The organism is Anaerovorax sp. IOR16 (assembly GCF_017168145.1).
Taxonomy (GTDB): domain Bacteria; phylum Bacillota; class Clostridia; order Peptostreptococcales; family Anaerovoracaceae; genus IOR16.
The window spans coordinates 541520-567680 of record NZ_JADQTL010000009.1 but is presented as its reverse complement, the minus strand read 5'-3'; the positions used below and the strand labels follow the sequence as shown (position 1 = coordinate 567680).

Annotated in this window: 33 protein-coding genes; 2 read left to right on the top strand and 31 right to left on the bottom strand. The window is 37.0% G+C overall.

Annotation, left to right across the window (positions count from 1 at the left end):
- Positions 1 to 15: 15 nt before the first annotated feature.
- From I2490_RS06290 to I2490_RS06185, 22 genes are all read right to left on the bottom strand, one after another.
- On the bottom strand, positions 16 to 420 hold the full coding sequence (locus tag I2490_RS06290; protein WP_206458911.1) for a hypothetical protein: 405 nt from the start codon (positions 418 to 420) through the stop codon (positions 16 to 18).
- On the bottom strand, positions 421 to 1461 hold the full coding sequence (locus I2490_RS06285; protein ID WP_206458910.1) for a phage protease: 1041 nt from the start codon (positions 1459 to 1461) through the stop codon (positions 421 to 423).
- Positions 1462 to 1591: 130 nt separating this feature from the next.
- Entirely contained in the window at positions 1592 to 2323 is a 732-nt protein-coding gene (locus I2490_RS06280) for a phage head morphogenesis protein (RefSeq protein WP_206458909.1), read from the bottom strand.
- On the bottom strand, positions 2307 to 3902 hold the full coding sequence (locus I2490_RS06275) for a DUF935 domain-containing protein (protein WP_330634586.1): 1596 nt from the start codon (positions 3900 to 3902) through the stop codon (positions 2307 to 2309). Before I2490_RS06275 ends, I2490_RS06280 begins: the two co-directional genes overlap by 17 nt.
- Positions 3903 to 3916: 14 nt before the next feature.
- A complete protein-coding gene (gene terL / locus I2490_RS06270; RefSeq protein WP_206458908.1) occupies positions 3917 to 5683 on the bottom strand; it encodes a phage terminase large subunit in 1767 nt (588 codons plus the stop codon).
- Entirely contained in the window at positions 5676 to 6242 is a 567-nt protein-coding gene (locus I2490_RS06265) for a phage protein Gp27 family protein (RefSeq protein ID WP_206458907.1), read from the bottom strand. Before I2490_RS06265 ends, terL begins: the two co-directional genes overlap by 8 nt.
- Before the next feature lie 11 nt (positions 6243 to 6253).
- The gene (locus I2490_RS06260; RefSeq protein ID WP_206458906.1) at positions 6254 to 6583 is read right to left on the bottom strand and encodes a hypothetical protein; all 330 of its coding nucleotides are present in this window, start codon (positions 6581 to 6583) and stop codon (positions 6254 to 6256) included.
- Between the two features lie 4 nt (positions 6584 to 6587).
- A complete protein-coding gene (locus tag I2490_RS06255; RefSeq protein ID WP_206458905.1) occupies positions 6588 to 6920 on the bottom strand; it encodes a hypothetical protein in 333 nt (110 codons plus the stop codon).
- Between the two features lie 9 nt (positions 6921 to 6929).
- Positions 6930 to 7373, bottom strand: a complete 444-nt coding sequence (locus I2490_RS06250) for a guanylate kinase (protein ID WP_206458904.1) — start codon at positions 7371 to 7373, stop codon at positions 6930 to 6932.
- A gap of 139 nt (positions 7374 to 7512) precedes the next feature.
- Positions 7513 to 7821 carry a Mor transcription activator family protein gene (locus tag I2490_RS06245; protein ID WP_206458903.1) on the bottom strand — a complete coding sequence of 103 codons (309 nt, stop codon included), beginning with the start codon at positions 7819 to 7821 and terminating at the stop codon, positions 7513 to 7515.
- Positions 7822 to 7884: 63 nt separating this feature from the next.
- Complete coding sequence (locus I2490_RS06240) at positions 7885 to 9057, bottom strand: N-acetylmuramoyl-L-alanine amidase (RefSeq protein ID WP_245157099.1); 1173 nt, start codon at positions 9055 to 9057, stop codon at positions 7885 to 7887.
- A 2-nt stretch (positions 9058 to 9059) separates the two neighbouring features.
- Positions 9060 to 9371, bottom strand: a complete 312-nt coding sequence (locus I2490_RS06235) for a hypothetical protein (RefSeq protein WP_206458902.1) — start codon at positions 9369 to 9371, stop codon at positions 9060 to 9062.
- Positions 9372 to 9373: 2 nt separating this feature from the next.
- Entirely contained in the window at positions 9374 to 9601 is a 228-nt protein-coding gene (locus tag I2490_RS06230; protein ID WP_206458901.1) for a hypothetical protein, read from the bottom strand.
- Positions 9602 to 9613: 12 nt separating this feature from the next.
- Positions 9614 to 9988 (bottom strand): addiction module toxin RelE, encoded by a 375-nt coding sequence (locus I2490_RS06225; RefSeq protein WP_206458900.1) that lies wholly within the window; start codon positions 9986 to 9988, stop codon positions 9614 to 9616.
- Positions 9988 to 10389, bottom strand: a complete 402-nt coding sequence (locus tag I2490_RS06220; RefSeq protein ID WP_206458899.1) for a regulatory protein GemA — start codon at positions 10387 to 10389, stop codon at positions 9988 to 9990. The genes I2490_RS06225 and I2490_RS06220 overlap by 1 nt, the downstream gene beginning before the upstream one ends.
- Before the next feature lie 14 nt (positions 10390 to 10403).
- A complete protein-coding gene (locus I2490_RS06215) occupies positions 10404 to 10904 on the bottom strand; it encodes a host-nuclease inhibitor Gam family protein (protein ID WP_206458898.1) in 501 nt (166 codons plus the stop codon).
- Between the two features lie 12 nt (positions 10905 to 10916).
- A complete protein-coding gene (locus tag I2490_RS06210; protein WP_206458897.1) occupies positions 10917 to 11165 on the bottom strand; it encodes a hypothetical protein in 249 nt (82 codons plus the stop codon).
- A gap of 56 nt (positions 11166 to 11221) precedes the next feature.
- The gene (locus I2490_RS06205; protein ID WP_206458896.1) at positions 11222 to 12172 is read right to left on the bottom strand and encodes an AAA family ATPase; all 951 of its coding nucleotides are present in this window, start codon (positions 12170 to 12172) and stop codon (positions 11222 to 11224) included.
- Positions 12173 to 12180: 8 nt separating this feature from the next.
- Complete coding sequence (locus I2490_RS06200; RefSeq protein ID WP_206458895.1) at positions 12181 to 14091, bottom strand: Mu transposase C-terminal domain-containing protein; 1911 nt, start codon at positions 14089 to 14091, stop codon at positions 12181 to 12183.
- Between the two features lie 150 nt (positions 14092 to 14241).
- A complete protein-coding gene (locus tag I2490_RS06195; protein ID WP_206458894.1) occupies positions 14242 to 14589 on the bottom strand; it encodes a hypothetical protein in 348 nt (115 codons plus the stop codon).
- Positions 14590 to 14817 (bottom strand): helix-turn-helix domain-containing protein, encoded by a 228-nt coding sequence (locus I2490_RS06190; RefSeq protein ID WP_206458893.1) that lies wholly within the window; start codon positions 14815 to 14817, stop codon positions 14590 to 14592.
- A gap of 15 nt (positions 14818 to 14832) precedes the next feature.
- Positions 14833 to 14988 carry a DUF6906 family protein gene (locus I2490_RS06185; RefSeq protein ID WP_206458892.1) on the bottom strand — a complete coding sequence of 52 codons (156 nt, stop codon included), beginning with the start codon at positions 14986 to 14988 and terminating at the stop codon, positions 14833 to 14835.
- Between the two features lie 90 nt (positions 14989 to 15078).
- On the opposite strand from I2490_RS06185, the gene I2490_RS06180 reads away from it, so the two are divergent.
- Positions 15079 to 15288: a hypothetical protein gene (locus tag I2490_RS06180; RefSeq protein WP_206458891.1), complete on the top strand. Its 210-nt coding sequence runs from the start codon at positions 15079 to 15081 to the stop codon at positions 15286 to 15288.
- Positions 15289 to 15738: 450 nt separating this feature from the next.
- Positions 15739 to 16182 (top strand): helix-turn-helix domain-containing protein, encoded by a 444-nt coding sequence (locus I2490_RS06175; protein WP_206458890.1) that lies wholly within the window; start codon positions 15739 to 15741, stop codon positions 16180 to 16182.
- An 82-nt stretch (positions 16183 to 16264) separates the two neighbouring features.
- Here I2490_RS06175 and I2490_RS06170 read toward each other — a convergent pair whose 3' ends face one another.
- From I2490_RS06170 to I2490_RS06130, 9 genes are all read right to left on the bottom strand, one after another.
- Positions 16265 to 16630 carry a hypothetical protein gene (locus tag I2490_RS06170; protein ID WP_206458889.1) on the bottom strand — a complete coding sequence of 122 codons (366 nt, stop codon included), beginning with the start codon at positions 16628 to 16630 and terminating at the stop codon, positions 16265 to 16267.
- 534 nt (positions 16631 to 17164) lie between these two features.
- A complete protein-coding gene (locus I2490_RS06165) occupies positions 17165 to 17866 on the bottom strand; it encodes a hypothetical protein (protein ID WP_206458888.1) in 702 nt (233 codons plus the stop codon).
- 113 nt (positions 17867 to 17979) lie between these two features.
- On the bottom strand, positions 17980 to 18429 hold the full coding sequence (locus I2490_RS06160) for a WapI family immunity protein (RefSeq protein WP_206458887.1): 450 nt from the start codon (positions 18427 to 18429) through the stop codon (positions 17980 to 17982).
- Between the two features lie 74 nt (positions 18430 to 18503).
- Positions 18504 to 19328, bottom strand: coding sequence for a hypothetical protein (locus I2490_RS06155; RefSeq protein WP_206458886.1), 825 nt, complete (start codon positions 19326 to 19328; stop codon positions 18504 to 18506).
- A 316-nt stretch (positions 19329 to 19644) separates the two neighbouring features.
- On the bottom strand, positions 19645 to 20454 hold the full coding sequence (locus I2490_RS06150; RefSeq protein WP_206458885.1) for a hypothetical protein: 810 nt from the start codon (positions 20452 to 20454) through the stop codon (positions 19645 to 19647).
- Between the two features lie 623 nt (positions 20455 to 21077).
- Positions 21078 to 21539: a GNAT family N-acetyltransferase gene (locus tag I2490_RS06145; protein WP_206458884.1), complete on the bottom strand. Its 462-nt coding sequence runs from the start codon at positions 21537 to 21539 to the stop codon at positions 21078 to 21080.
- Positions 21540 to 21684: 145 nt separating this feature from the next.
- Positions 21685 to 23442: a sigma-54 interaction domain-containing protein gene (locus I2490_RS06140; RefSeq protein WP_206458883.1), complete on the bottom strand. Its 1758-nt coding sequence runs from the start codon at positions 23440 to 23442 to the stop codon at positions 21685 to 21687.
- Positions 23443 to 23539: 97 nt separating this feature from the next.
- On the bottom strand, positions 23540 to 24658 hold the full coding sequence (locus I2490_RS06135; RefSeq protein ID WP_206458882.1) for an NAD/NADP octopine/nopaline dehydrogenase family protein: 1119 nt from the start codon (positions 24656 to 24658) through the stop codon (positions 23540 to 23542).
- 36 nt (positions 24659 to 24694) lie between these two features.
- The gene (locus I2490_RS06130) at positions 24695 to 26020 is read right to left on the bottom strand and encodes a YfcC family protein (RefSeq protein ID WP_206458881.1); all 1326 of its coding nucleotides are present in this window, start codon (positions 26018 to 26020) and stop codon (positions 24695 to 24697) included.
- Positions 26021 to 26161: the final 141 nt, after the last annotated feature.

Below are 26161 nucleotides of genomic sequence, written 5' to 3'. Positions count from 1 at the left end.
TCACATTCCCCCTTCTTAAATTAGCTCGACAATCACTTGGTCATTATCTAAACCAAGGACTTTGCCTGCTTTTGATGTTCCAGTTGATAGCATAGTCACTGTTTCGTCATCCAGTACATAACATTCTTTTAGGATGTCAGCCTCTGTCACTGGGTCTGTAGTATCGTTGTTGTACTTAAAGACACCACGTCTTATCTTGATAGTCTTTGCACCATTGACACCACCAGCACCAGTATTGTCAACAAACTCCTCAGCTCTTCCTGCTGTTATCAAGTCCGCTGCTGTTTTTCCCTGAACTGCAAAGCCAGCATCAATCATGACGATTCCACCTTCATAAATCTTGGTATTTGCCTTTACTGGCAGAATAAGTGTTTTGCCATCTGATATCTCTACTGTGTTTCTTCCTGAAGTAAGAGCCATCTATTTCACTTCCTTTCCGTATTTCTCAAGGTCTTCACTGTCTACACCAAGCATCTTGCACACCTTCATAGTGGTTTCGCTATTTTCAGTAGACTTTTTCTTGTCATCCCCAAGGTTAAGCTCACCCATAGGAACGACTTGAGGAGCTTTTTCAACGAACTTCTCAAAGCCTGTAGGGTCTTTTAGAGCGTACTCCTGTGCCCATTCCTTTTGTGCTGCTGAAATTTTGCCAGCCTTCATAGCTCTTAGAACCAGTTCGTCACCATCTTTCTTATCAAGTCTTTCCTTAAGCTTGTTGAATTCACTTACTGGAACAAAGCCTGTAGGATTCTTAAGAGCCATGATAGTTGATGTGACATCCTCTGTTTTTGAGTTTTCATCAAGTCCCAAAAGTCCAAGGATGGTCTTGTTTGCCACAAGCTCTTCCTTTGGTTCACCGTCTTTCTTTTCATCCTTCTTATTGATAAGTTCCTTAAGTGCCTGCATTATTTGCTCTTCTGTGGCATCCTCTGAAAGTCCTAAAAGAGCAGCCAATTTTTTAAGTAGTTCCATTTCATTTCCTCCTTCAATTTCATATTCTTTAAGGTCTACTTCTTCTGAAGCATCCTTATTGACGATAGGGTACATATTGTCAATGGCTGGTGTGTTGGTAAGAGCCACCGAATGAAGCACAACAGCCCTTGAATCTGATTTCCTTGTTAAAACAACAGGGGAGAGGTACTTGTATTCTTTATTCTTCAAGTATTCCTGTGCCTTTGGTGTCCATTCCACCTTTGCCACAACAGCTCCATCTTCCATCTGGATATCCTTTATCCATCCACCAGCAGGAGCCTGAACATTCTCTAAGGTCTGATGTTCATAATCGACTACAATATCAAGACCTCGCTTTTTGAAAGTGTTCTTCATGAGGTTAAAGCTTTCTTCATCTACAACAAAGTTGCCTTTTAGTGAAGAAACGTGACCCATAGGAAGAATCTTTATGGTTTCTGGGACACCTTTTACCTCAATAGAATTTGCTATGATTCTAAGTCCATTTTTCATAGGATAGATTTTCCACCCCTTTCTATAAAGTTATCTCGTTAAATAACCCCGTTATCACGCGTGATAACGCATGTTATTTTATTGAGTGGTATGTTTGGTTGTCCAAGCCTAAAAACTCAATACAGGGCTTTTATTTTGGTTTTGAGGTTTGTCTTTTGTTAAATGCCTTTTTAAAGCTTTCTGGATAGTCTTTTAAGTCAGGTTTAAAAGGAGTCTTGGCAGGGTTTGTATTAAAGTTGTGGTCAGGAAGTATATTGACAAACACTCCGTTCACAACTCCTGCTCTTGGCATTTCACTCTCTACCTTCAAGCCTTGCTGTTTTACTTGCCTTTCTGATAGAGTCCTGACTCCACATCTGCATCTATAACCATTGGGAGGATACCAAGTATCCCAAACAGGGTCATCAGCTCTGTAGACTCTTCCATCCATAGCCCTGTGTGATAGCCTCGTTTTATTGTCATTGACTGCATCATACTGCCAGTAGGGTCTTAGCTTCATCACCGTTGGGTCTGTCATTTGCTTGTGATGACCTACTGCATAGGCAGTCTGTACATTGGTTCTAAAGATATTATCAGCTTGAAAGCTTGTAATCCCTGTGTAACCTTTTGTTTCAAGAAACTCATTCATATCCTTTCTGAACTGCTCCATAGTGGTTCCATCTTCTATGGCTTTTAAAAGCACCTCGTGAAACTTATTAAGGACTTGTATTCGACTATAGCCTGATACAGTAAAGGCTAAGGCTTTGTATTCTTCAGATATTTTGTAAAACTCTTTTGAGGTTACAGGAAGCTTATCCCCAAAGTATTCTATGGCTTCCTCAAACTTTAGAGGCTTGCCTAATAGCTTAATCAGGTCTTTCATTTTCCTTCATCCTTCCCAGCATATCTGAATAAAACATCACCTTATGAAGCAGTTCCTCAAGCTCCTCACAGTCCATTGATTCATATAGTTTTTGAACCATTTTGTCATTTTGAAGTGTTTCTTTGATTTCTTCCAAAGAGCTAGAAGAGTTCACAAGATTTAATACTGGCTCAAATATCTTCATAAATACTTGAGAGCTTTCCTTCACTGAGTAATCTATCAGCTTATCAATCTTCTTTTGATAGTCGATAGAGAGCTTGTCGAGTTCCTCTTTTGTAGGTTCCTTTGCAGTATCATCTTTCAATACTTTTAATTGGTTCTTAAGCTCCATTTGCGAACTCCTCATACTTGGAGGAACAATCACATCCTCATTAGCTTCTGGCTTTGGTATACTGAACTTTTTATAAATGTGAGCGGATGCTATCTTAAGACCTATCTTATTTATCAGCGTGTCATATATCTCCGCTGTTTCCTTCAAGTCTCCAGCTTCTTCACAGTCAAATCTTAAATAAGGAATCCTTTTATCCTCTCCAAAGTTGAAAAGTACAAGAGGTCTTATTAAATCTCTCCTGATGGTAGAAGCTAAAGCTTTACAGTCCGCCACAGTGAGGTCATGTCTTACTTCATTGTGGGTCTTGCTTTGTGCATAGGAGCCACCGCCACTGTCTGAGGTTAGTGTTTGACCGAGTATCGCCTTTGACATTTGCTCGTCACAGAATCTCGCTAGGGATTCATAGACATTGATTGAGGTTGTCTTTGAGCTCTCCTTGAATTCAATCTCTGTATTATCTGGTATGATTCCAGCAGCATCAGTGCCAAGCATCACAAGAGCCCTCATTAAAGCTTCCTTGTCTTCCTCAGATGCTGAAGGATTATACTTCCCAAGTCTTAAAGGCATCCCAAAGACTTCACAGAAGGAAACCCAGTCCTTGACATCATAGTTCTTGAACAAATACATCCAAGCCACCACTCGAAGCACACCAGCACGAGAAGGATGTCCAGAGCGTGCCTTGTATCTATGGATAATGAACTTGTTTTTAGGAAGTTCTATTCCCATTGGCTGCTCTTCAGTCATGACTTTCAATGTGTCATTTTCATCCCAGAAGAACTTCTTTTGATGTCTCCACTTAATATCATCAATGACATACTTTCCGCCATCTGTACCCCATATAATTTCACTCGTGGCAATTCCTTTGCCTATTGCATCCAAGAGGTCTAAGAATACATCCTCTATAGATTCAATACTCTCAATCTCTTCCTTTACAAAATCAGCAATCCTTTTGTCATATTCATCATCAGAGAAGGGGATTACCTCAAAGTCAAGCCCTGTCACTGCATTTTTACGAGTTTGAAGCTGTGAGAATAGGTGAGGGTCTTTCTCTTCCATTTCCTCAAAGAGCTCCATCTGTCTGAGTGCATCTCCTGAATCTGCCTCCCTGAAAATCTGTGCCAGTCTTGCAGGAGTCAATCCATTTGATGGATAAGTGGAGTATTTGTCTTGCACCTGAACTGCTGCAACTTCTTCCATAATGGGTTTTGTGAATTTGCTTTGAATGTAGTTAAATGCTTTTTTTATCAAGAATCCTCACCTCCTTAATACGCTCCTTTTTTAAATCTTAAGGCTCTTGAGATAACTGACTTGTAATCTACCTTTGTGCTGCCTTTTATCTGTAGAGCTATTCTTAAAGCCATTTCAAAAGTGTCAGGAGCATCATCATTTTTGCCCATTGGGTATTCAAGCATCTGCTTGAGTAAAGTCTTATGTTTCTTGCTAAATTTAACATATTTGTTTTTGACAAATGGCTGTGTACTTTCGATTCTTAGGTGCTTTGATTGTAAATTGTAGATTTCTTCAATAGGGAGCATTTCTCCAGCTTGACGACTTCTTTCAGCCATTATGTCTTTGAAAAAGTGCTGGAACTGAATGGACTCAACTCCAAACTTAAAGAACCCTTTGTTAAAATCTCTTTTGAGTCTTTTCTGCATTTCAATTGAATCCTCAATGATTGCATCTGGTTTCCTTTTTTCAACGCTTGCCTCAACCACATACATATATCCAGTCTTGAGGTTCTTTGCTAGAGCTATGATGGCAGAGGTATCACTTTTCTTGTTTTTCCCTAGAGAAGGGTCATTTGCACCAATGAATATAAAGTCAGGAAGTGAAAAGTCAACGTCACTATCCTCGTAAAAATCGAACCATTCTTCGTTAAAGGTACATGAATCAGGGTCAATAGGGTCATTCTGAATCTCACTGTTAAAGGATGCTTCACCTTCAGAGATTCTTACTATCATCAAGTCGTAATATGAAAGCTTTGCCTCCCATAAAACGCTAGTACCCTCAAGCATTTCTTCCTTGTTTGCGTCAAAGAACTCCTTGGCATCTTCCTGTCTTGCTGGATTTTCAAGGTCAGTGTATATGGTTTCCCATACATCCCAAAGGTTTTGGTTCTCAGCGAAGCTGATGACCCCTCGGTATTTTACACAGTGATATTCAGGATTTCTTAAAACCTTTGAAAGTAAAGAATCTGAGTGAAGTATTGTTCCTATATAGACAATATCTGTGTATGTATCCCCAGCCTTGGACACCGCTTTATAAAACCAGTTTTCCAGCTTCTTTCTTTGCTCTGGAGTGTTTACATTTTCGTCATTCTCAACATCATCAAGGACGATAAGGTCAGGTCTCCAGTTTCTGTGCCTTCTACCTCTTATCTTTTTCCCTGAGCCGATAGCTTCGACTTTGATATCTGTTGATGTGAGGATAACTCCTGTTTTCCATACTTTTTTACCTTTTAAGTTTCCAAAGTCCTCATGGATAGCCTTGTTATCTTCAAGCTCTGTTTTGATATCTGCAAGGAACCCTTCCGCTTGATCGGAGCTATCAGATAATATAATAGGGTAGTGCTTGTATTCGTAAACTATGGCATGAAGCGTGTCTTTGAATGTGAAGTTTGTTGACTTCGCATGTCCACGAGGAGCAGCTATCCCACGTCTGCATCCTTTTTCCCTTGATATCTTTTTAGAAGATACAAAGGGATTCATGCCCTTTAAAACACCTTTAGACCATATTTCATCCAGCTCATTATGAAACTCAGGAGATTCTCTTATGAAGTAGTGGGGGAGGTAGGCTCTTCCAAAGTATGCAAGGTCTATGGCTCCCAGTCTTTTTCTTAGTCCTTTTTCTCCTGTGAGAGAAGCTCCTTTTCGGTACTCCTTTAGCAGTTCCGCTCTAAGCTCTTTATGGTCATTTCCTTTAGTGACATATTGCTCGAATAAATTCTTTTGGTATTCTTTATCCTGTTTTATTTCAACGTCTTCGTCAGTATTTTCAAGCTGTCTTATATAATCATCTAATTTAATCATCGCTGGTCACCTTCGTCTTTGCTTTTTCAAGTACCGCCTTAAGTTCTGTGGCAAGGCTTGGGTCTGACTTAATAAGCTTCATAAGCTCTTCTTCCATTTCTTCAAATGCAAGCTCGGCTTTTTTCTTCATATCATGTTTGATTTTTCTTTTATATGCTTCGGTTCTTGATACTGCAACAACAAGTCTTCCAACTTTATCAAGTGGCATGTTGCTAAATTCCTCTTCAGCATTTGCCATTTTTTCTATTAAACCACCCATTAACATATGTGTAGCTGCACCAGTATAATCTTCGTCTGGATTGGCTCTGATGGCTTTAACCAGTTGATTAGTTTGTTGTTGGATTTCAAGCAGTCTTTGAGTTGCCTTGTTAGTCCTTAGTGCATATCTCCCAACAGAGCTCTTGCTGATTTCTTCGCCACATTCTTCGAAGAGCCACTCTGATATCTCCTCATAGGTGATACTGGTATCAAGGAGCATATCATCAATTTTGCTTTTGATTTCTTCAGGAAGCCTATCTATCTTGCTTGATATTCTCGTTCTCTGCCTTTCTTTTCCCATGTAATCATCCCTTACATATCAATCCCATCATCTGGCTTTATGGAAAGGACAACAAGTTTTCCTTCACTAGAAAGCTTTACCTCGACATCCTCTCTGTCCATGTCGCAAAGTCTTACAGTGTTTTTAGTTTCAATGTGTCTTACTTCTATGTAGCCTTTGCCTTCCAGATAATCGAGACTTTCATTAATCTCTACATCATCAATATTCCTTGCCTTAAGTGCTGCTTCAAGCTCATAGATTTCAAAGAACCTTGTACTAAACACATTGGCTACAGTTCGCATGATAATGCCATTAGTTCTTTTAAAATCCGCTGCCGATACAGCTTGTATTGATTTATTCATGTTTTTATCTCCTCTCTTTCACAAGTTGCATCAAATAATCTTGTATTTTGTCTAATTTTTTACTTATTTCTCCATACGTTCTAGCATGTTCTTGTTTAGTTATAAAATCTCTTTGCACAAGTTCCTTATGCTCTGAGAGTTCTTTGCCTACATTATCAATCTTTTCTGTGAGCTTTTCTTCTACACTTTCAAGCTTTTTCTCATTGTTACCAGTAGCCACTTCATTCCTGTTTATTTTGCCTTCAATGTCCTTAAGGGTCTTCACCAAGAAAAAACCAATTATGCCTACAACCGTTCCTGGTATTAGTCCTAAAATTACCGCATCCACATTCATCATCCCACCATCTTAAGCCTTGTGCTTTTCTTCTTTCATAAGTCTAACTTTGTCCTCAATAGTGCTCTTTACATAGCCCTCAAAGTCTCCAAGGCTTTCATTAAGAGCTTTCACATATTCAGGCTCAAGTGTTTTAATAATCTGGTCGTAGGCTCTGATTCCTAATTCCTGAAGCTTTTCTTTTCTGTCCCCATCTGAAATAGAAATATCTTTTCTGATGATGTCTGCTGCTGTTTGTTCGATTGCTGACACTGTTTTACTTGCCACATCATCAAGCCTGTAAAGTGCTTCAATGACAAGCTCCTTTTGTCTGTCATCTTGAATCTTTTCAGTTTCAAGCTTCAGCTTTTCAGTCAGCCTTCTAAGATAGAAGGTCGCATAAGCTCCAGCAAGTGTAATGCATGCTATCCCTATGCTTATCAATGTTTCGTTTAGCGTGCTTTGAAGTTCTTGCATCTGTGCATCCCCCTTTTAATTTTTTGAAATAAAAAAATACCAGCAAAGACGTTTGTCTCTACTGGTATATTACCAATATTATCTAGTACTTTAAATTCATAGCCCATGAGATATTAATTTGAGCAATTCACCGTTGAATTTAAAGGGATATATCAAATATATTTAGTTGTCCATCCACTTCTTTGTCATTTAATATTTCCCTTACTCGAGATTCCGAAAGGTTATATCTTATCGCCAATTCTTTGTAAGTCATATTCGGATATTCGTTTCTAATATTACTATCTCTGATGGTACGAATTAGTTTGTCTCTTTTCGGAATATACAGCCTGATTCCACCAAATTCTTTCGTGAGAGATAAAAGCCCATTAACACCTACAACCCTTGCTAATTCCTTATATACTTCTGGTAACATTTCAACTGTAAGTTCGCCCATCCATTTTTCATCCAAATGCGAATCACCACCTTAACTGTACATTATTCGGATTTAGAAATCAAGTAATACATATCTTGATTATTGCTTTGCCAACATATCAAGGAGCTTTACGGTAACTGCTCCAAACTCCGCCCAAGTGAGTTCATCAAGTGCCTTGTGTTCTCCTGAGATTAATCCAAGTTCTTTCATTTTCTGAATGTATTTATCTCCCCAGTGTGCTTCATTTACAGGCTCCTTAACAATGAGATTTACAAGCTTTACAATATCGTATCCGTAGCCATCCCCAGGGTAAGCCCAACCAGCTCCATTGGGATTATTTTTATAACCAAGCCATTCAACATATTTAGCACTGCCTCTTTTTACAAGTGAAAATCTTGGGTCAATACATTCATGTTTTAATGGCTCTGTAGATGCATAAGCTTTAAGGTGTTGAATTTGTGCTCTTACTCCAAGTCGTGGACTGTCAAATCTTGCTGCCTGTCCTTTTCCATTTCCGTTTAAGGCTCCAATTCCTGAATAGTTGTTTTGCTCTGGAACTACTATTCCGCCATATTTGAAATATCCAGTTTCTTTTAAGGTTTGAGCCCATGCCACATCAGCTCTAACTCCTTCAATCTCAGCTTCTTCAATGAATATTTGTGCAAGTTCCTCAGTGGAGCAGTAAGGAAGAGCAGGGGACTTATTTCCCTTTAGTGCGAATGTGACCATCTGTGCCAGTTTAGCTTCCATATTTCCCATGATGGATGTCAGTGTGGTATTTGATTCCTGAATAAGTTTTATGAAGCTTTGCCAACCGTTTTTCCTTGAGCGAATCACACTTGGACAATTCTTGCCAGTCCAGTGATTATGCTGAACAACCTTTTGAACAGGGATATCAAACTTCCACATGAGGTAAGTTATAAGCTGAGCTGCTAAATTCTCAGCTTTAGCTCTGTCGATATCTGAGTTCATGCAAATTTCAATACCTATACTTTTTCTGTTTCCTGTTCCGTTTCTTCCATCCCCAGCATGCCATCCATTCTCATTGGTTGGTAGGTGCTGGTATATCTTTTCATCATCAACGGTAAAGTGCCAGCTCGCTCCTGTTGTCGGATTCTTTATATATCTGCTGTGCATATATGCATTAGCACCTTTACTGGTGTTTCCTGTGTCGTGAACCGTTATGTATTCTGGTTCCATCTTGTAGCCTGGTCTATTTCCGTTGGTACTTGGAATCAAGTCAACGATTATTTTCTTTTCAACTTCAAACATTGTTAATGAACCCCCTTCATTTTCTTTTTTAAGCTTTCAATAATTTCATCACTTATATTTTTTTGTTCTTCCTCAGCTCGCATTCTTCTGAGGTTGATATTCGTTTCTTTGACTGCATTCCATAAAGCTATATCCTTTGAAATTTCTGCAATCTGCCAGTTGTCTAATTGCTTTATTTTCTCTTCGAACTCTTCTTTTTCCATGAAGCCTGTATTCTGATTCATGGCAATTGCTTCAGATATGAGCCTATTCTTAATAACATTGCTTATATTTTCAAAGATTTCAAATGGACTTACATTTTTCTTTTTATCCAATTTCATTCCCCCTTGTTTTTCTGAAAAGTAAACCCATGCATCAATAAGGTGTCCCTGTCTTTTGGAAAGTCCTCATAAAGCTCTGGCTTTATGGAAAAACATCCACTTTGTATCATCTTGATAAATCTATTAGTATTGGCTCTATTGACAGTAATACCTCTGTTTTTTAGAGCCTTTTGAATATCCTTTGTTTCTGCTGTAAGCTCAATCTTAAATTTCAGTACAGCCATAATCAGTCCTCCTTATAGATTAATGATCGGTTTTACTACCTTCTCATAAAACTCCACAGCATTGTAAGAAGTTTCCCCACGAGCTCTGAGTTCTTCTTCAAATTTCTTATATTCCATTGCAAGCTTCATGACCTTTAAAGCTCCAATTTGTTCAGGTGTTATCTTAGTTTTAAATTCGGTACTTGGAATGATGTAGCCTAATGCCCTTGGCAAATAGAAAATATCTCCATGATTGTTCCATTCCTCAATAACTTCCTCAGCAAATTTATTGCGGTTGAGCCTTTGCTTTACTGGAGGAATGATTCCTTTTTCTCGAAGCTCCGCTCGTATTTCAGCTTGGAGCTTCTTTTCCTTCTGGGTCATTTTCTTATACTTTTTCTTTGCCATCACATCACCTCCGACTGCTTTTGAAGCATTTTCTTGAGGCTTTCAATGAGCTTGTGGGCTTGCCAGCCTTTGAGCCATTCAACTCTTTCAGTCTGATAATACTTTTTCATGAAACCATTAAGGCGAGCAGGGTTATCCTTCCACCCAAGAGCTTCTTCCAGTTGCCTAATCTTCCAAATTTGCTCTTTGCTCGCCATTCCATTTCTGCTGTCGTTGTAACTGTCTTTCATTTTCCCTAGTGCAAATATTACTCTATTGAGTTCCGTTCCTGTGCAAGCTCTCATACTGTCTTTTCCTGTTTCTCGCTCCAATATGGTGTATAGCATTTCCTTATCAAAGCCTAATTCTGAAGCAAGACCCCAGATAGTTTTTATCTGAGGTTTGCCTTTTTTAGCTGCCATTCAGTCATCACCCCTTAATCTGGAATACTTTCCTTGTTGGTCTCATAACCAAAGACATCATCCGTCTTAAGGGATGCACCGACCTTGATTAATGTTTCCATTGGCTGCTTCTTCAGTTCGTCCTTGTTGATGGTTTCTTTTACAGTGATGCAGTTTGTAAGCTTCATCATTTTAAGCTTTCTTATGGCTTCATCAACCAGCTTCTTTGGTATGCTTAACTTTGTGCTCTTCCTGAATCCAATAGTCCCATGAGTAAATATTCTGTTTTTCTTGCCATCCATATCGTGTCTGTTTTCTTCAGCAAACTCCTGCATTTCCTTCTCAAGAACTTTGATTTTAAGCTTATGAGGCTCAATCTTGTCCTTGTATTCTTCCTTGATTTCAGCTATTTTCATGTTCATGTCGCCTTCTAGCTTTTCAATAGCGACCTCATTCTCAAGTATCTCCATCAAGTTCATGTCTACATCATCCCAAGACTTAAGCTTTGGGACACTTTCAATTCTTTTCCTTGCCATGTTATGACCTCCTTATGAATTTTCAATTTTTATATCTTTAATCGAACCAGCCATGACATCAACACTGATGCCATAGGATTCGTTTAGGTTATACATTGCTTCCACTGGTAGAGCTTCAATCGCTTGTTTCCTGATATATGTTTCTTCAACAAAGTTGCAAATACGGTCTATTGTATCCTTCCTAGATTCAATTCCAGCATCAAGACTGTTTACAGCTACAGCAACGATATCTCTAAGCCCAAACTCTGAGTTATTTTTCATAGGGTTAGCCTCCTTCATTTTTCGATTTGCCACTCTTTGTGCGAATTTCTGTCATCTTAAAGCATCATGATTGTGGTTGCACTTTTCACAATGTCTTTGGTGATTGTTCCGCCTTCAAGCTCTGCAATATCAAGGCACTTATTCAAGACCTTAGTAAGCCATCTGATGCCACCCTTTGTGGTTCTTAGGATTAAGTTTACAATCTCCATCTTTGCTGAATCTGCAATGTTAAATTCAGATAATATGTTCAAAAGCTCAGCTTCACTCAAGCCCTGTGTTTTATATACATAGTCAATTCTTGAATCTATCTGTCCATAGTTCTCGTTCATGCTTCTTTTTTTAAAGTGGTGCTCTACAGCAAGAGACCCAACCATGATTAATGAGTTGCCATATTCCTTGACGATATCGTGAAGGTTTCTGATGGTCTCAATCTTGTTTATGTTCTTGACAGGCATTATCTGGTCTATCTCGTCAAATATAAGTATCTTTGGATTATGAATGAGGTACTCAATAAGCTCCTCGAACATTTCACTCTTGGAATTAGCTTGAAGAACAGTTCCACAAGCTCTGCCGATTGCCTTAAGGATGTCTCTTGTTGCCATAAGGCAGTTGCATCTGATATACACTACATTGCTTGAACTCTTTACAAACTGCTTAACCGTTTCGGTCTTACCTGTTCCAGCATTGCCTAAAATAACACTGAATCCATTAATACTCTCTGTAGCTTTGCACACTCCTAAGATGTTCTTTGCATCCTTTGTCAGTATAAAATCCAAGTCCTCAACAGACTTTTTAGCTTCCGTTACTTCTTTGTGTTCTGGATGCTCTTCCTTAAGCTTTTCAACTGCTGCCAAGAATTCATCCGATACCTTGCCACCGTCAATAAATTTACTTACTTGAGACCTGCTGTAACCAAGTCTTTTGCCTATTTCCGTTTGTGTAACTCCGCTATCTATAAGTGAAATAATAAAAGTTTTAAGTTCATCAATTCTTAATTGTTCCATCATTTAACCTCCTATTTAGCTTGTAAGAATTCTTCGCCAAGTTTCTCAAAGAACTCAAACCCCTTATTGTTTTCTATTTCAGTATCAAACTCTTTCTTCTCTTTGCCTTTGGCTGTATGCTTATTCATCCTTACAACCTTAGCCTTATTGACTACCTCTTTGTTTCTAGGTGTCAGCATGTTGTTAAGGGTTTCCTCGTCCACATAATCTTCAAGCATGTATCTTCTAACTTCGTCCTGACGTACCTCATAAGCCTTAATCGCTTCTTTGGTTGCTCTCTTAGCTTCAGCTTTGAGTTTGCCCCAACGTTTCATATCTTCCTCAGTTGCATTCATGGACATTAGCTCTTTATTTTCTGCCTTACAAGTAAGCTTTCCATCTACATAAACATAAAGTTCACCGATATTGTTAGGGTCATATCTAACTACACAGCTTTTTCCAAAGTGAGGGATAAGCTTGTCGTCCCAGTAGTAAATACCAAACTTCTTGATACCTGATGAAGAAATGGTTTTGACCTCTGCTCTTAGCATCAACATGTCCAGTTCTTCTTCAGTAGGCATGTCATGTCTTATCAAGTCAACTTCCTTCATTACTTCCATTGGTGTCTTTCCTCCAAGGGAAGAGTGAGGGGAATTGTTGTAAGATTCCATGTAGCCTTCTATGAATTTTGATACATCTAGAATGCTAAGTCCTTGAATCAAGATTTCCTTCTTGCTGATGTTGTGTGGTCTTTCCTCAATACTTTCACCACAGAAGCCGACTAAGTATCTGCTAAGCTCCGAGCTGAAGGTTTCAAAGAATCTCTCAATCGGTTTTGCCTTCGCATTGAAAGGAATCGCAAAGCTGGTCTTGATATCAAGTGCTTTGAATATCCCTTCGTAGCCTCTGAAGAATTCCTCTTTGGTGTCCGCATTAAGGTATCCGCTTTTGTAGTCCTTACCATTATCCATGTAGCAAGTACCAGGCAATCCATATCTTATGATACTGCTTCTTAATGCTGCCGCTATTACCTGAGAATTACTGTTTCTAGCAATGCACCAGCCGACCATTGCTCTGGTTCTCATGTCCATCCATGCCGACATAGTGTATCTTTTAATCTTGCCATCCTCTGGTGTCCAGATAGCGAGGGTATGACCATCATCAACCCAATACTCGTTAACCATTAAGTCATCATAAGTCCTTGTGATGCATGGCATGTATTTAGCATTGTAAGCTCTTTCACCCTCGAAGGCTAAGCACTTCTCAGGCTCTGGAATCTTCTCAATTTCCCTGTAAATCGTATCCTTAGAAACTTGAGCCCATCCCATCTTTTCAGCTTTCTTCCTGTACATCTTCACAACATGAGTTATCTTCGGTCTCATTGGCTGTAGGTAACAACCCCTTATAAATCGAATCGCTTCATCAGGAAGCCTTGATTCGCCTTTGTCCTTTCTAGGCTTTTTGATAAGTCCTACAAAGCCATATTCATCATAAGTTTTTCTGTATCTGTAAAGAGCTCTTTGGCTGAAGCCATATTCTTTGCAGATAGCTTTTACTCCTGACGTTTTCTCTCCATGTCCTAAAGATATGAATTTGAGTACCGCTTCCTTTTTCTTTAAAGCTTCTTCAAGTTTTTCCTCGAAGGCTTCTCCATGTATTTCTCTTAATTCCCCCAGAGTGTACTCTTCTTCAAGATTGCCTTCATCCTTTTGGACTTCATCCTCTATAAGTTCCGCTCGCTCTTCGCCTTTAGAAAGAAGATATTGCTTTTGTTTGTCTAAAGAGAGAGAGGAGAGGTCTATCATGTATGCCTTTTTGTTCTTCGCTCCTATGGTTTCCTTAACTTTTCCGTCAAAAGTACCTTTTGTAATTCGTCTTTGAATTGTTCTTTCTGTTACTCCGTATAATTCAGCAACATCCGCTGTAGTCAACCAAGTTACCATATTATCCCCCTTTATTTTTTATTTGATTTTTGGTATACTGGGGGAAAGAGTATATTTTAAAGGTTTTAAGAATTTAGAGTGAGTCTCTGGCAAGTGAAGCACTCTTTTTTTCTTTGTTGTGTAGCCCTTAAAATATTCTCTTTTCTTTGTTTAAGCATTCTTTAATTCCCCATTTTCAAGTTGTTCGTTAAGTGTGTCCAGACTAGCTTCACAAACTCCGCATTCCTTTGCTGCCAATTTGATAATCTGCTTAATAGATAATATTTCTGCTCCTTTATCAGCAATAAGCTGCTGTATGCCATTTATGAGTTCTTCTTCAAGATGCTTCTGTTGTTGCTCTAATTCATCCAAGTATCCATCAAGATACTTTATTCTCATTTCTAAAAACCTTTTGTTATTCTCAAGACTTAAGCTCTTAGAAGTTCCAAGGCTCTGCTTTGCCTCGTCATAAAACTCGTCAAGTATTTCGAGGTTTACATGTTTAACGGTCATATCCATCTATATCACCTCCCTCATTGGTCTGTAGTGTTTTTCATCAAGACCAAGGACTTCCATAATTTCATCCATGTATTTCTTTCCTGAACGTCTTCCCTTTAGAACATCTGTCAAATAGTTCTCATTCATTCCAACTCTATTAGCCAGTTCCCTTTGAGTCATGTTTAATTCAACAAGTCTTTTCTTGATTTTGATACCATTAAGTGGTAGTGGTTTATTTTTGCCTTGCATTGTAACAGCCCCTTTCTAGTGTTTAGAATAGCTTCTCAGCTTTCCTGATAGTTTGTGAACTATTTCAAATACCTCCTGTGAGTCCTTAACCACAAGCCAGTTATTCGGATTCAGTTTTTTATCTTGAATCAATTCCTTTTGTCTTCTGGTTGGTTTTTTTCCATGTTTCAAGTTATCAACCTCCTTTGTTGTGCCACTCTTCCTATTGTTGTAAAATGAAATTGTCCAGATTTCATAATCTAACAGAAAGGAAGTGAGACAATGTCATTTGATGTTAAAGCTTTTGAAAAAGAGTTAATTGAAACTTTCAAAAATACTGTGCACCCTTTTAATGAAAAGGAAATGCCAATGCTTGAAACTTTCGTTAAAATTTCAGCTCAAGTAACCTCTATCGCTATCGCTAAATATCACAGCGAGGTTCTTAGCTCTGATTGTAAAGAGATAGTTCATCATAAAACTTCTTCCAAGTAGTTTTCATCATCTCATAGCTTTGTTGCTGTTCTTGAAGTTGCTTTTCAAGTTCAGCAACTTTCTTTTCTAAATTGCTAATTCTTTCCTCTGGTTTTAACTTTTTCAATTTGTTCAGCTCCTTTAATCCTGCTGCCACTCTCACCAATTTTGATACAGGCTCCTACTGTCTACCGTTTCCCAACTGGGCTGGCTCTGAGTAATCGTTTTGTTTCGGTGTCATAAGGACAGGAACACCCATTCGAGATTTAACAAGCACCGAGACAAGAAATTTCAACAGGTGCGAGAAATGATAAATTATAAATTTTGGTAAATCTCGCTATTTAATTTTGAAGAGTTGTGATAAAATTATGATGTGATTTCTTATCGTTAACAACATTATAATACTGATTTCAGTATTTGTAAAGACCTTTTTTACTTAAATCAGTAATTTTATTTCGGAGGTAAGTATTTATGAGTGATATAGGAAAAAGATTAGAGGAGCTTATTGACTTCTTACAGATAACTAAAAAGGATTTTGCCCGTTCGATTGAGTATTCACCAGGCAATGTAACAGATTGGACTAAAGGTAGATATAAGCCATCTACTAAAGCTTTGTCAAATATAGAGAAGGTTTATGGTGTTTCTCAAAAGTGGTTATTAGAAGGTGAAGGGGATATGATGATTGATACTGATTTCAGTAATACTGATTCCAGAATTAACGAAGAGCTTGGCAGTATTACTGATGATGAAATTCAATTAATCAAAACTTACAGAATGTTAAACGATAAGCAAAAAGGAAAATTGGAAGGGTATCTTGAAAGATTCATTGACGAGTCAATGGAAGTTAAAAGGGGAATGTCATCTACTTATCAGAATGGAGAAGAGGCTGCAACTAGAGAAAAGAAGCACGCTTAATTTTTTGTCGTATTTTGATACGATTTTACATCATTTATAAAATAAAAAAGCTACTGCTTCATTGCTTGCAGTAGCTTTGTCTTTAATTAAATTCGCCTATCCAATAACCCTCTTTTCTTTCTTCGGTCTTTGGAACGAAAATCATTATTTTTTTAACCTTAACTTTAGACGAATCAAGTCGCTCTCCATCTTCTTTCATAAATTCAACCAATTCCAAACTCGACTTTCCTTTGGCTAAAAAGTCTACTTTATACTTATAGTCTTCATTGATAGTAATTTCGGCATTGTCCCATATAAAGTCGTCTTCATTTTCGATATATATGTACTTGGCATCAGCAGAAACCTTGGCATTCAAATCAATATATGTCGGTTCCGACTCACCGCAGCCGAATAGTGAGACTGTTGATAAAATAATCAAACATAGAGCAAAGATTTTTTTAATACTCATAATTATCCCCCTTGTATATTTTATTACTCTATTATTATATAATATTTTCAGGATGCATTAAAGGTTATTGCATATATTTTCTAAAATATTAAATTATTGTTCATTTCGCTATTTCGCTATTGAGAAAATATGTGCTTACTCTTTTCATTGGCTCAAAAGCCTTGTATTTCAATGGTTCTATCTGTTTTTTCGCTATTGCTTTTAAAACTTTATTATTTTTCGCTATTAAAAATCTTTTCATATGATATTTAAAAAGATACTGAGGGTGATGATTCTGGGTCTTGTGTCGCCTGTAACACCCAATATATCAACAATGTGTCGCTTTAATAGCATTCCAACGTGTCACCGTTACCAGTATTTCGGATATCACAACCTTATCACTGTCTTTTGATGCACTTTGTCAATTATCTTGAGAAACCTGTCCATGATTTTCTTTCCCTGTCTATCGTGGTGTATCCCTTGTCATCTCGAGGTTTCCCACCTATTTCCTCACCGTCTCGTCTGGTCTCTCTCTTTGTCATTTATTTTGATAATCTACATATATCCTTGGTTTATTGCATCAGATTTCGATATTTCTATCTGACTTTGTCTTAAATACCTGCATCCATCTTTATGATATTTACTTCCAGTTCTAGTTATGTACACCGTGTATTCGTTATTTTGGCTTTGATCTACAACTATTTCTTTAGTCTGAGTTTCTGTTTCCGGTTGCACTTCAACCGTTTGAACCTCCCTTGCTGCTTTTGCCTCTAACGCTGCTTGAGCTTTAATTGTATTTTGATTTTCATTTTCTTCGTTTTGAAGAATCACAATCTTTTTTTCTACTTCTGTTAGAAGAGAAAGCTTTGTTACAAGTACCTTTTGATCTATTGTTAACTCTTCGTAACTATCTCTTAATGCTTGTACATCAACTAGCTTATCTAATGTAATTGATTCTATATCTCCTAGAGCTACTATCTTTGCATCTAAATTTGCTGCTGCTTTTTCATCTACTGTCATCGACTGTTCAATTGTAGGCTCAGATATATTAGAGTTATCTTTTTCAATGTCAACGGCATCTATATTCACTGTAAATAAGATAAAGAATATGATTGTTCCTATACCATAATACTTAAGAACATTCTTCCTTGACTTATTTTCTTCCATACCCCACTTGATAACAAGCTTAGGTTTAACAAGACCAATAATTAAACAGATAAAAAACACAAAAGAAAGTAAAAAAAATATCATATCCATAAGACATCACCTTCCTTATAACAATACTCTTTTGTTTGTTATAAATAGTAAATTAAATTCGTGTTATAAACATAATGGGTAATTCACTTAGTTACTACAAAGGTAAAAATAATTTATTCGATTCCAAGCATACCACCATATGTATTTATTAAATTATCTATAGATTCAATAACGGACAAAAAGCATGATTGGTCTGTGTCCATTTCGAAGCTGAGAATACTGTGTTTATCTGGCCTTTCCTGAAAAGTACCAGTTACTAATGCATGTCCCGATGATGTCATAGAGACATTAAATATCAAATCATTTTCCAATAGCAAACGATATTCTGCTTGCCCAACTAGATTTTTATAACACTCTTTTAACTTACTATTGAACTTGTATAATGCACCTGTCGCAGAATAGTATCTATCACATCTGACATGATAGCATCCAACGTCAATTGTTAATGTGCATATGATATCATAACCACCTTCATAACTAGTAGCAGCTGGGAATCCTATTACTTCGTTAAGTTCAAGAGAAATCTTTTCATTTTCATATCCATTTAAGCAAAAAATCTCCATATAACCCCTCTCTCCAAAGTCTTATTAATCTGTCTCATTCTTATATTTTATAAACATAATGCGAAATCCATCTATTAAAATTGCATACTTGTATTCTCTTTAAGATAATTGTAGCAGTTCTCATCAATTAAATTGATATTATTTAAGATAAAATGTTCCACGAATGGAGCAACCCAATATTGAGAATCCTCGGGTGGAGTATCTCCGCAATCTAGATAATCGATATAATCCGTTGACATGACTGATAGCGGTGAACACAGTATGAGCAAAATCAGAAATGTTACCGTTATATACTTCATATCATTGACAAGTATCTTCATGTTATATTGGAGTTCATCCGCTTTGTATGCATTAATGTTACGATTGTAATATGCAAATCCATTGCCATGGACAAAATTGTTCAATCGTTCGCCTATGCCATTAAAACTTTTTTGTAATTTATATGCGGTTACCGCTTTTTTCAACTGAGGCGATGTCCCGACTGCCTTTAGAACATCTTGTATGTAGAGACTATTCAGACCATTTTGAATCCATTGAGATATATTATCTTCCATTTCTGTAGCATTATAAGTGATTTCTGGTTTTTGATTTGAATCAAAAACCACTATATAGAGATAGAAAAACAGATCATCACGGTATTTTCGTAATAGGGAATTTGCATCAGCCATACATCCGTATTCACAACATGTAATAATATTGCCAGCTGTCAACTCTACTGATGTAATAATACCCTGAAGCGAAAACGACCAATTTTTACATAAGATATAATCTCTCCCAAATGACAAAAATCCAAAGCTACATATGAATTTCTCGATAGCTTTCATTTCATCAATCAGTTGCTGGCATTTAATATCTTTCTGTATTTTCGTTTGGTTATGTTTTTTGATTGTTGGATTCATACTATTCTCATCCTTTCGTTTTCAGCAGCATTTTAGGAGCTTATCTTTATATTAGCCATCATCTACAGATAACAATAAAACCAACGCAAAGAACATCCCCATCTTTGTGGCTTAAACAAACGGGAAGTTCAAAACATTAAACTTATCTCTGATTATCTGGTGACGGTGTTTCAAAGTTGAGATAATGCGGAGCGAAAGTTGCTTCTAATTATTTGGGGTATTTCATGCCTTGGAACATCCCTTGTTTCAGATAAATAAACAAGCTTCCCATTATTGCTATAATTACTTGTTCATAATCTATGTGATGGGTTACACCTCATTGTAATGTAAATTTATATTCTTTTATGTAACTCTTTATAAATCTAATGCACGTTCTAACAAAAATACTTTCGAATTCTCTGTAGGTCAGCATAATTTCATAGACATGCGGTTTTTGTCCATTGTGACTTAACAATTTTTCCTTTTCATCTTTTGAAATACTCTCATAATTATTAATATACGTCTTACCAATATCAATATTTATTAAACAAATTAACCCGTAGTCTTCATTGTTTGGTGTGCAAAATGAAAAATTCCAGTATTCACCTTGATGTGCAGCACAATTGCGAAGTATATTAATTATATTTGCAAATTCTTCAATACATATTTTCTGGTCAGGGCAAGCAGAAATAGAATTTTCATTATACATATCATCACCAAGGCTACGTTTAAACTTCATTTTAATTGTTTCTTTATCTGTATCAGAGGTGGATTTTACGAAGAAGTCTATAATCATTTTCCATTTTTCCCATCCTCCTTTTCCTCTCAATGTCTGTAAAGTTTCAATGCATGATACAAGGTATATAATTTTAAAAACATCTTTACCTTTACGAATCACTTCCATATCCCTTGCTGCTAAAACAAGTCGCATAGTAGTGTTAACCATTCTACGCGGTATAAATATATTCTGACAACTGTCCCTTACAGAAATCTCTCCATCGTTTTGATTTGGTTCATTATCAAATACTGATAATAGAAACTCAACACAACTTTTATCAGATTCAAAATAATCTCTATAAAACATCCACAAATTAGCAATATGTTGACTTTCACATTTGTTTAATAATATTTCTATAGAATTTTTCACTATTATTGCCTTTCCTTAACCAATTCCGATTATTGTTATAATCCCAACATCTTTACATACATTAAAAAAGACATACTCAAAACTCACTCATATGTTTCCCCCACTCCGGTAACATAGCCATTCGCCTTTTTTATGTCATTCATTCTAGCTTTATTAAATTAACCACAAAAAGCTGCTCGACGCGTTAGTCTATAGACAATGCGTCGAAAACAGCTTTTCTCAATTCTTTATATTGATAGATATAAATTTCTTTGTTCGTTGGTCTCTAATTTTTGCATTTCAATACCTTGGTAAAGCGAATGTATTCGCCACCTCTCGACTATATTACCAATAATTCCCCATTGCAATCATTATATCCCTTAAAATTTATTATTTCAATCTTATTGTACCTTTTTTTAAAAATTTTCTGTCATTTGTATATTTTAAATATTTATAACTTATTATTTATAATTTTTTACCAATATTTTCTTGTATCACATTTGTATATTATATTCTATAATGATATTGTAAATGGAAATCCAAACCATCCTTTCCATTTACATGATAGGGTTTGTGCTTCGGTGCAAACTCCTATCTTTTTATTTTTAAAAATAACCTTTTCCTTTGAATTGCTTTAATTCTCATTATAATTTAAGTATCATTTTTATATCCGATTCCTCATATTTTTCATTGTCATCTTCGATCAGTTTAAACCCCATCTTTTCATACATTTTTAACGCTCGGACAAGCTTATGATTGGAATACAAAATAATTGTATAAATATTCATTTTCTTTGCATCTTCAATGCATTTCATCATCAATGCTTTACCAATGCCATCGTTTTGCCATTTCTCCCCGACACACAGTTTGCAGATCTCACCGGTACCTTCATCAATCGGCACAAAAAATGCAGTTCCTACAATATCGTCTTTCACCTTGGCAAGTAATATAAAACCACCCTTATCCAGAATCTTTTCTTTCGGATGATCGAGGTATTCATCATCAAGCGGCTCTAATAAATCATACTTTTCCAACCACTCATGATTAAGTTCTTTTACTCTTAATTTGTGTTCTTCCTGGTATTGAATTATTTCAAACTGAGACATATCATTTCCTCCTGTGTAAACAAGCATTCGATTAATCCCATTATATTCCTAATACTTTGTTTGCTCAATAAAAAACCTCATTTCTGCAATCTGCTAAAAATGAGGTTTTCGTTATTAAATTTATAGTATCGAAATTTCTTTATAATCAATCATCTTGATTAATCTTTCGATATAAAGTTGCACGGCTGATTCCCAAAGCTTTGGCCGCCTTGTCTTTTCCATGAATGTCATCCCCGAATGCCTTTAAAGCTTCCTGAATATAGAAAGCCTCAACATCCTTAAGCTTTCGGATTTGTACCTTTTCGGTTACTTCATCTCCATTTATAATACGATCGGGCAAATCATCCACGACAATCCACGTGGACTTTGCTGCATTCACCGCATACTCTATGATGTTTTGCAGCTCTCTCACATTTCCTTTCCAAGGATAGCTGAGCAAGTATCGTTCAGCTTCTTTCTCTATGCCATCGATGTTTCGGTTTAAAATGCTTGCATAATATTTCATAAAGCTTTCAATCATCAAAGAAATATCCTGTGGTCTCTCACGCAAAGGAGGGACAACAAGTGGAATGACATTGAGGCGATAATACAAATCCTCACGGAATTCACCGCACAACATCATATCCTCTAAATTTTTATTGGTCGCGGCAATGATACGGATATCGACATGAATGTCTGTACGCCCGCCGACTCGCTCAATCTTTTTTTCCTGAACAGCCCGCAAAAGCTTCGGCTGTAAATGAATTGGCAACTCCCCGATTTCATCCAAAAATAGCGTTCCTTTGTTCGCCAATTCAAATTTACCGACACGTCCACCTCGCATAGATCCGGTAAAGGCACCTTCCTCATGGCCAAACAGTTCACTCTCCAAAAGGTTGTCCGGAATTGCAGCACAATTTACCACAACAAACGGTCCCGACGAACGACTGCTTTCACTGTGAATGGCTCTCGCCAAAAGGCCTTTCCCTGTTCCACTTTCCCCCTGAATCAAAATTGTCGAATCACTTCCTGCAAACTTTCTCGCATCCTCTTTCAGCTTTCTGATTGCAGGACTTTCACCAATGATTTCATCAATGGCGCAAGTCGTATAGTTATTGGTCACTCGATTGACCTCATCATATAAATCTTCAACCTTTTTAAAGTAAATCAAAGCGCCCCTAAAATCTCTGGATATATCAATGGCATCCACTTCCACTAAAATCAAAGTCTCTTTTCCGCGAATGGAAAATGTAAATTCCTTCTGTGAATCTTGACTGCAATTGTTTATGAAATCGATAAAATCTGGTTGTTTTAAGGCTTTTAATAATTGTGCACCATTTGGTGCCTTTCTCTCAGAAATTTGAAAAAGATCTCGAAAACGTTTGTTACAGTGAATCACTTCTCGATTTTCATCCAGACCCAAAATTGGAATATCGATGGATTCTACAATACGAGAAAACTTTTTCTGAAAGGCTTTTAGTTCTACATTTTCTTGTTTTTCCTCTAGCTTACTAATCAATAAGTCAGACATATTAGAAATAAATTCAATAAAGAATTTCTTTTTATTTAACAAACGTTCTGTCATATGGTAAGAAGATGCATAAATGCCCATAGCACCATACACACGACCTCCCTTTTGAATTGGAAATCCTATGATTGCCTTTACGGGACAATTTTCTTTTTTCGGACAGATTTGACATCCTTTGCATTGCGCATTCTTATCATCAATAATGATAGTTTCCTGTTGATTCATTACCTTTGTCAATATTGAGTTTTCATTAATGTATTCCGTTACTTCATCGTCTTCAGTATCTCCAATCAGCTTTCGATTATGGTCACATACCAAAATTTCCATTTCCAAAACAGAACCAATAATAACGGCTGTTTTCTGTACATATGCACCGATGTCTAATAAACCCGTCATCCAAATATCCTCCTAGCATGAAATCAGTGTAGTGTAATACTACACTGATTTTATACTAAATTTACCGAAAAACCAAATTATTTAAGTTATATTCAATTTAAGCCTTCTTTTTTACTCCTGTATTTGCATATTCAATCAAATCGCCAACGGTCATTCCATCTAAGCCCAGTTTCTCTAAGCTTCTTGTTTCTTCAAAATTCCAGAAATCTTCATTGAGAATGCCGCAGCACATATCAGCGACAAGCTTCAAACTATCCACCGGACAATTAAGCAGACGTCCAAGCTCAATTAGAGGAATGAGTGCAGTCGGAACATCTTCATAAATATATCTCGTTCTTACGTTGTTTACTGCATAAATGGTATCGTATGCCTTCACATTTTTGAATATATTGCTTAATGTTTCTCCCTTTGTTTCATACTCTTCTTCATACTGCATAAACATATCGAATAAATTTTTTCCAAGCTCCAATCCTAAAGCCAATCCCATTCGAATACGTTCTTTGTCCATTCTTTCGATGAACTCACCCATAGTTTCTCCAATTCCATCATGATAATACAAGAATCGGTTTCCGGATTCTGCCCAGTTACAGTTCATCATGGTTGGTCCCGGGTGCACCAAAGGATTGGTATTATCTAAACTTGTAACAAATACATTATCACCCATTTGCACTTCCGGAAGTGCTTCCTCCAAAAGTCCCTTTACAAAGTCGTTTTTCGTTGCAGGGAAAGCAGCTACGATAATACGATCCTTTTTCCCTCCAATTTCTACAAGACCCGGAGAAATCATACGGCAAGCAAACAAAAGCGTATTGCTTTCTGCTAAAATAATATCTTTTGTACATCCTGCATCATCCAATGCTTTTTTAAAGGCAAAAGACCCAAAAGTAGAACCTGGATTTAAAAATACAACCTGTCCATCTTCCAAATACTTTGCACATTCCTTTGCAATTTTAATGTGATACGTGGATGGATTGACAACAAAAATAACATCTGCACCACGAACAACTTCTTCCATATTATTGGATGCAAGCTCCAGCTTACTTTCCATTTCCAGCGCCCCTGTTATCTTAATTACGTTGCCGCCTTCTTTTATTTTTTGAATCGGTGCTTCTAAAAAGTCAAACAGACTTACTCTGTAACCTTTTGCACTCAAATAACCAGCCATAGTTTGTCCACCATTACCTGCACCGATAACCGCATATTTTAATTGTTTCATGATCATTCTCTCCCTTTATTTGTTCCTTGTTTCACACTAGTTGTTTAATTTAAACCATTTTCCAAACGGTACACCTGCCAAGCCTAAAGAGGCCATTAATACAGAATGTGTAGGTGTAATCATATTCCAAAAACCATCTCCGGCCTGGAATGCCAGTACTGCAGTCTGTCTTGTAACTCCAATTACATCGCTTAAAGGTGATACAATTGGCATAACAACAACTGCCTGTCCGGTTGAGGAAGGAATAAAGAAATTGATGATACCTTGTGAAAAATAAATTCCCCATGCTGCAAATACATTGCTCATCTGAGAAAGAGGAATGGATAGCCAATATACAATCGTATCCATAATGCAGCCATCCTCCATAATTACGAGAATTGCTCTGGAAAAACCAACATACAATGCTGCCGTTGTCATTTCATTTGCGCCGGCAATAAATGCTTTTACAACCTCCGTTATGTTACCTTTAAAGTAAATCATTCCGGAAAGCAATCCCATTCCAAAGAACAACGCAGAAATTTCCTCTAAATACCAGCCCTGTTTTAATACTCCTAAAATTAAAACAACAATCGTACTGAAAAGAATGAGAAGGATGATACGATCCACTGCATTCATTGGGCGGGAATCCTCTGCCAAAACAGTTTGTTCTTCCACTGTCAACTTATCATTTAAGTGTTCTAACTTATATTTTTTACCATGACGAATCGTGTGATGAGCTGCAATGATAATTGCGCCTGCCATTAAAGCAAAACGAAGTCCCATACCGGAAAATAAAGGCAGCTCTGCAATACCCTGCGCAATACCGGTATTAAATGGATTGAGTACACCTGCAGAATAGCCGGAATAAATACCGATAACCACCATGGAAACACCGACAATCGGATCGTAGCCCATTTTCTTCGCGGCTGCGACTAAAATAACAATGAAAGGCAATGCTTCTTCCGCCATACCAAATGTAGTTCCACATACGGCAAACGTACTCATAATAATAACAATCAGGAAGGATTCTTTACCGGAGAACTTATGAATCAAATGCTCCAGACCAACTGCAATCGCACCTGTCTTTGATATGATGCCGAATGCCCCTCCTACTACAAAGACAAAAGATATAATTTCGCCTGCCTTCAAAATCCCACGAAAGATGGATGAAAACAGATCCTTGATTCCGGTAGGATTGGGATCTACTTGTGCATAGGTTCCAGCCTGAACTAAAGTTCTTCCGGTTTCTTCATCGACGACTCTAGCAAATTCGCCAGCAGGTATGATATAAGTTAAGATTGCCATAATGAATACGATGACTAATAATAATACCGCTGTGTCGGGCATGCTAAGCCGAAATTTTTTCTTGTTTAACGTTTCCATAGTTACCTCCTTATTCTTGTTGTGCTAAAATCAGCTTGTCTATAAATAGAGCAATAACTATGCCAATTTAAAATTTATTGAAATTTCAACATTTATTATCACAAAGCTTAAAGAATAATGATTCACAATCTCAAATTGAGA

Bases quoted from the DNA above. Each gene is read 5' to 3' on its own strand.
- I2490_RS06290 (WP_206458911.1), bottom strand. From the start codon at position 420: ATGGCTCTTACTTCAGGAAGAAACACAGTAGAGATATCAGATGGCAAA.
- I2490_RS06285 (WP_206458910.1), bottom strand. From the start codon at position 1,461: ATGAAAAATGGACTTAGAATCATAGCAAATTCTATTGAGGTAAAAGGT.
- I2490_RS06280 (WP_206458909.1), bottom strand. From the start codon at position 2,323: ATGAAAGACCTGATTAAGCTATTAGGCAAGCCTCTAAAGTTTGAGGAA.
- terL (WP_206458908.1), bottom strand. From the start codon at position 5,683: ATGATTAAATTAGATGATTATATAAGACAGCTTGAAAATACTGACGAA.
- I2490_RS06265 (WP_206458907.1), bottom strand. From the start codon at position 6,242: ATGGGAAAAGAAAGGCAGAGAACGAGAATATCAAGCAAGATAGATAGG.
- I2490_RS06260 (WP_206458906.1), bottom strand. From the start codon at position 6,583: ATGAATAAATCAATACAAGCTGTATCGGCAGCGGATTTTAAAAGAACT.
- I2490_RS06255 (WP_206458905.1), bottom strand. From the start codon at position 6,920: ATGATGAATGTGGATGCGGTAATTTTAGGACTAATACCAGGAACGGTT.
- I2490_RS06250 (WP_206458904.1), bottom strand. From the start codon at position 7,373: ATGCAAGAACTTCAAAGCACGCTAAACGAAACATTGATAAGCATAGGG.
- I2490_RS06240 (WP_245157099.1), bottom strand. From the start codon at position 9,057: ATGTTTGAAGTTGAAAAGAAAATAATCGTTGACTTGATTCCAAGTACC.
- I2490_RS06230 (WP_206458901.1), bottom strand. From the start codon at position 9,601: ATGGCTGTACTGAAATTTAAGATTGAGCTTACAGCAGAAACAAAGGAT.
- I2490_RS06225 (WP_206458900.1), bottom strand. From the start codon at position 9,988: ATGGCAAAGAAAAAGTATAAGAAAATGACCCAGAAGGAAAAGAAGCTC.
- I2490_RS06220 (WP_206458899.1), bottom strand. From the start codon at position 10,389: ATGGCAGCTAAAAAAGGCAAACCTCAGATAAAAACTATCTGGGGTCTT.
- I2490_RS06215 (WP_206458898.1), bottom strand. From the start codon at position 10,904: ATGGCAAGGAAAAGAATTGAAAGTGTCCCAAAGCTTAAGTCTTGGGAT.
- I2490_RS06210 (WP_206458897.1), bottom strand. From the start codon at position 11,165: ATGAAAAATAACTCAGAGTTTGGGCTTAGAGATATCGTTGCTGTAGCT.
- I2490_RS06205 (WP_206458896.1), bottom strand. From the start codon at position 12,172: ATGATGGAACAATTAAGAATTGATGAACTTAAAACTTTTATTATTTCA.
- I2490_RS06200 (WP_206458895.1), bottom strand. From the start codon at position 14,091: ATGGTAACTTGGTTGACTACAGCGGATGTTGCTGAATTATACGGAGTA.
- I2490_RS06195 (WP_206458894.1), bottom strand. From the start codon at position 14,589: ATGGATATGACCGTTAAACATGTAAACCTCGAAATACTTGACGAGTTT.
- I2490_RS06190 (WP_206458893.1), bottom strand. From the start codon at position 14,817: ATGCAAGGCAAAAATAAACCACTACCACTTAATGGTATCAAAATCAAG.
- I2490_RS06180 (WP_206458891.1), top strand. From the start codon at position 15,079: ATGTCATTTGATGTTAAAGCTTTTGAAAAAGAGTTAATTGAAACTTTC.
- I2490_RS06175 (WP_206458890.1), top strand. From the start codon at position 15,739: ATGAGTGATATAGGAAAAAGATTAGAGGAGCTTATTGACTTCTTACAG.
- I2490_RS06170 (WP_206458889.1), bottom strand. From the start codon at position 16,630: ATGAGTATTAAAAAAATCTTTGCTCTATGTTTGATTATTTTATCAACA.
- I2490_RS06165 (WP_206458888.1), bottom strand. From the start codon at position 17,866: ATGGATATGATATTTTTTTTACTTTCTTTTGTGTTTTTTATCTGTTTA.
- I2490_RS06160 (WP_206458887.1), bottom strand. From the start codon at position 18,429: ATGGAGATTTTTTGCTTAAATGGATATGAAAATGAAAAGATTTCTCTT.
- I2490_RS06155 (WP_206458886.1), bottom strand. From the start codon at position 19,328: ATGAATCCAACAATCAAAAAACATAACCAAACGAAAATACAGAAAGAT.
- I2490_RS06145 (WP_206458884.1), bottom strand. From the start codon at position 21,539: ATGTCTCAGTTTGAAATAATTCAATACCAGGAAGAACACAAATTAAGA.
- I2490_RS06140 (WP_206458883.1), bottom strand. From the start codon at position 23,442: ATGACGGGTTTATTAGACATCGGTGCATATGTACAGAAAACAGCCGTT.
- I2490_RS06135 (WP_206458882.1), bottom strand. From the start codon at position 24,658: ATGAAACAATTAAAATATGCGGTTATCGGTGCAGGTAATGGTGGACAA.
- I2490_RS06130 (WP_206458881.1), bottom strand. From the start codon at position 26,020: ATGGAAACGTTAAACAAGAAAAAATTTCGGCTTAGCATGCCCGACACA.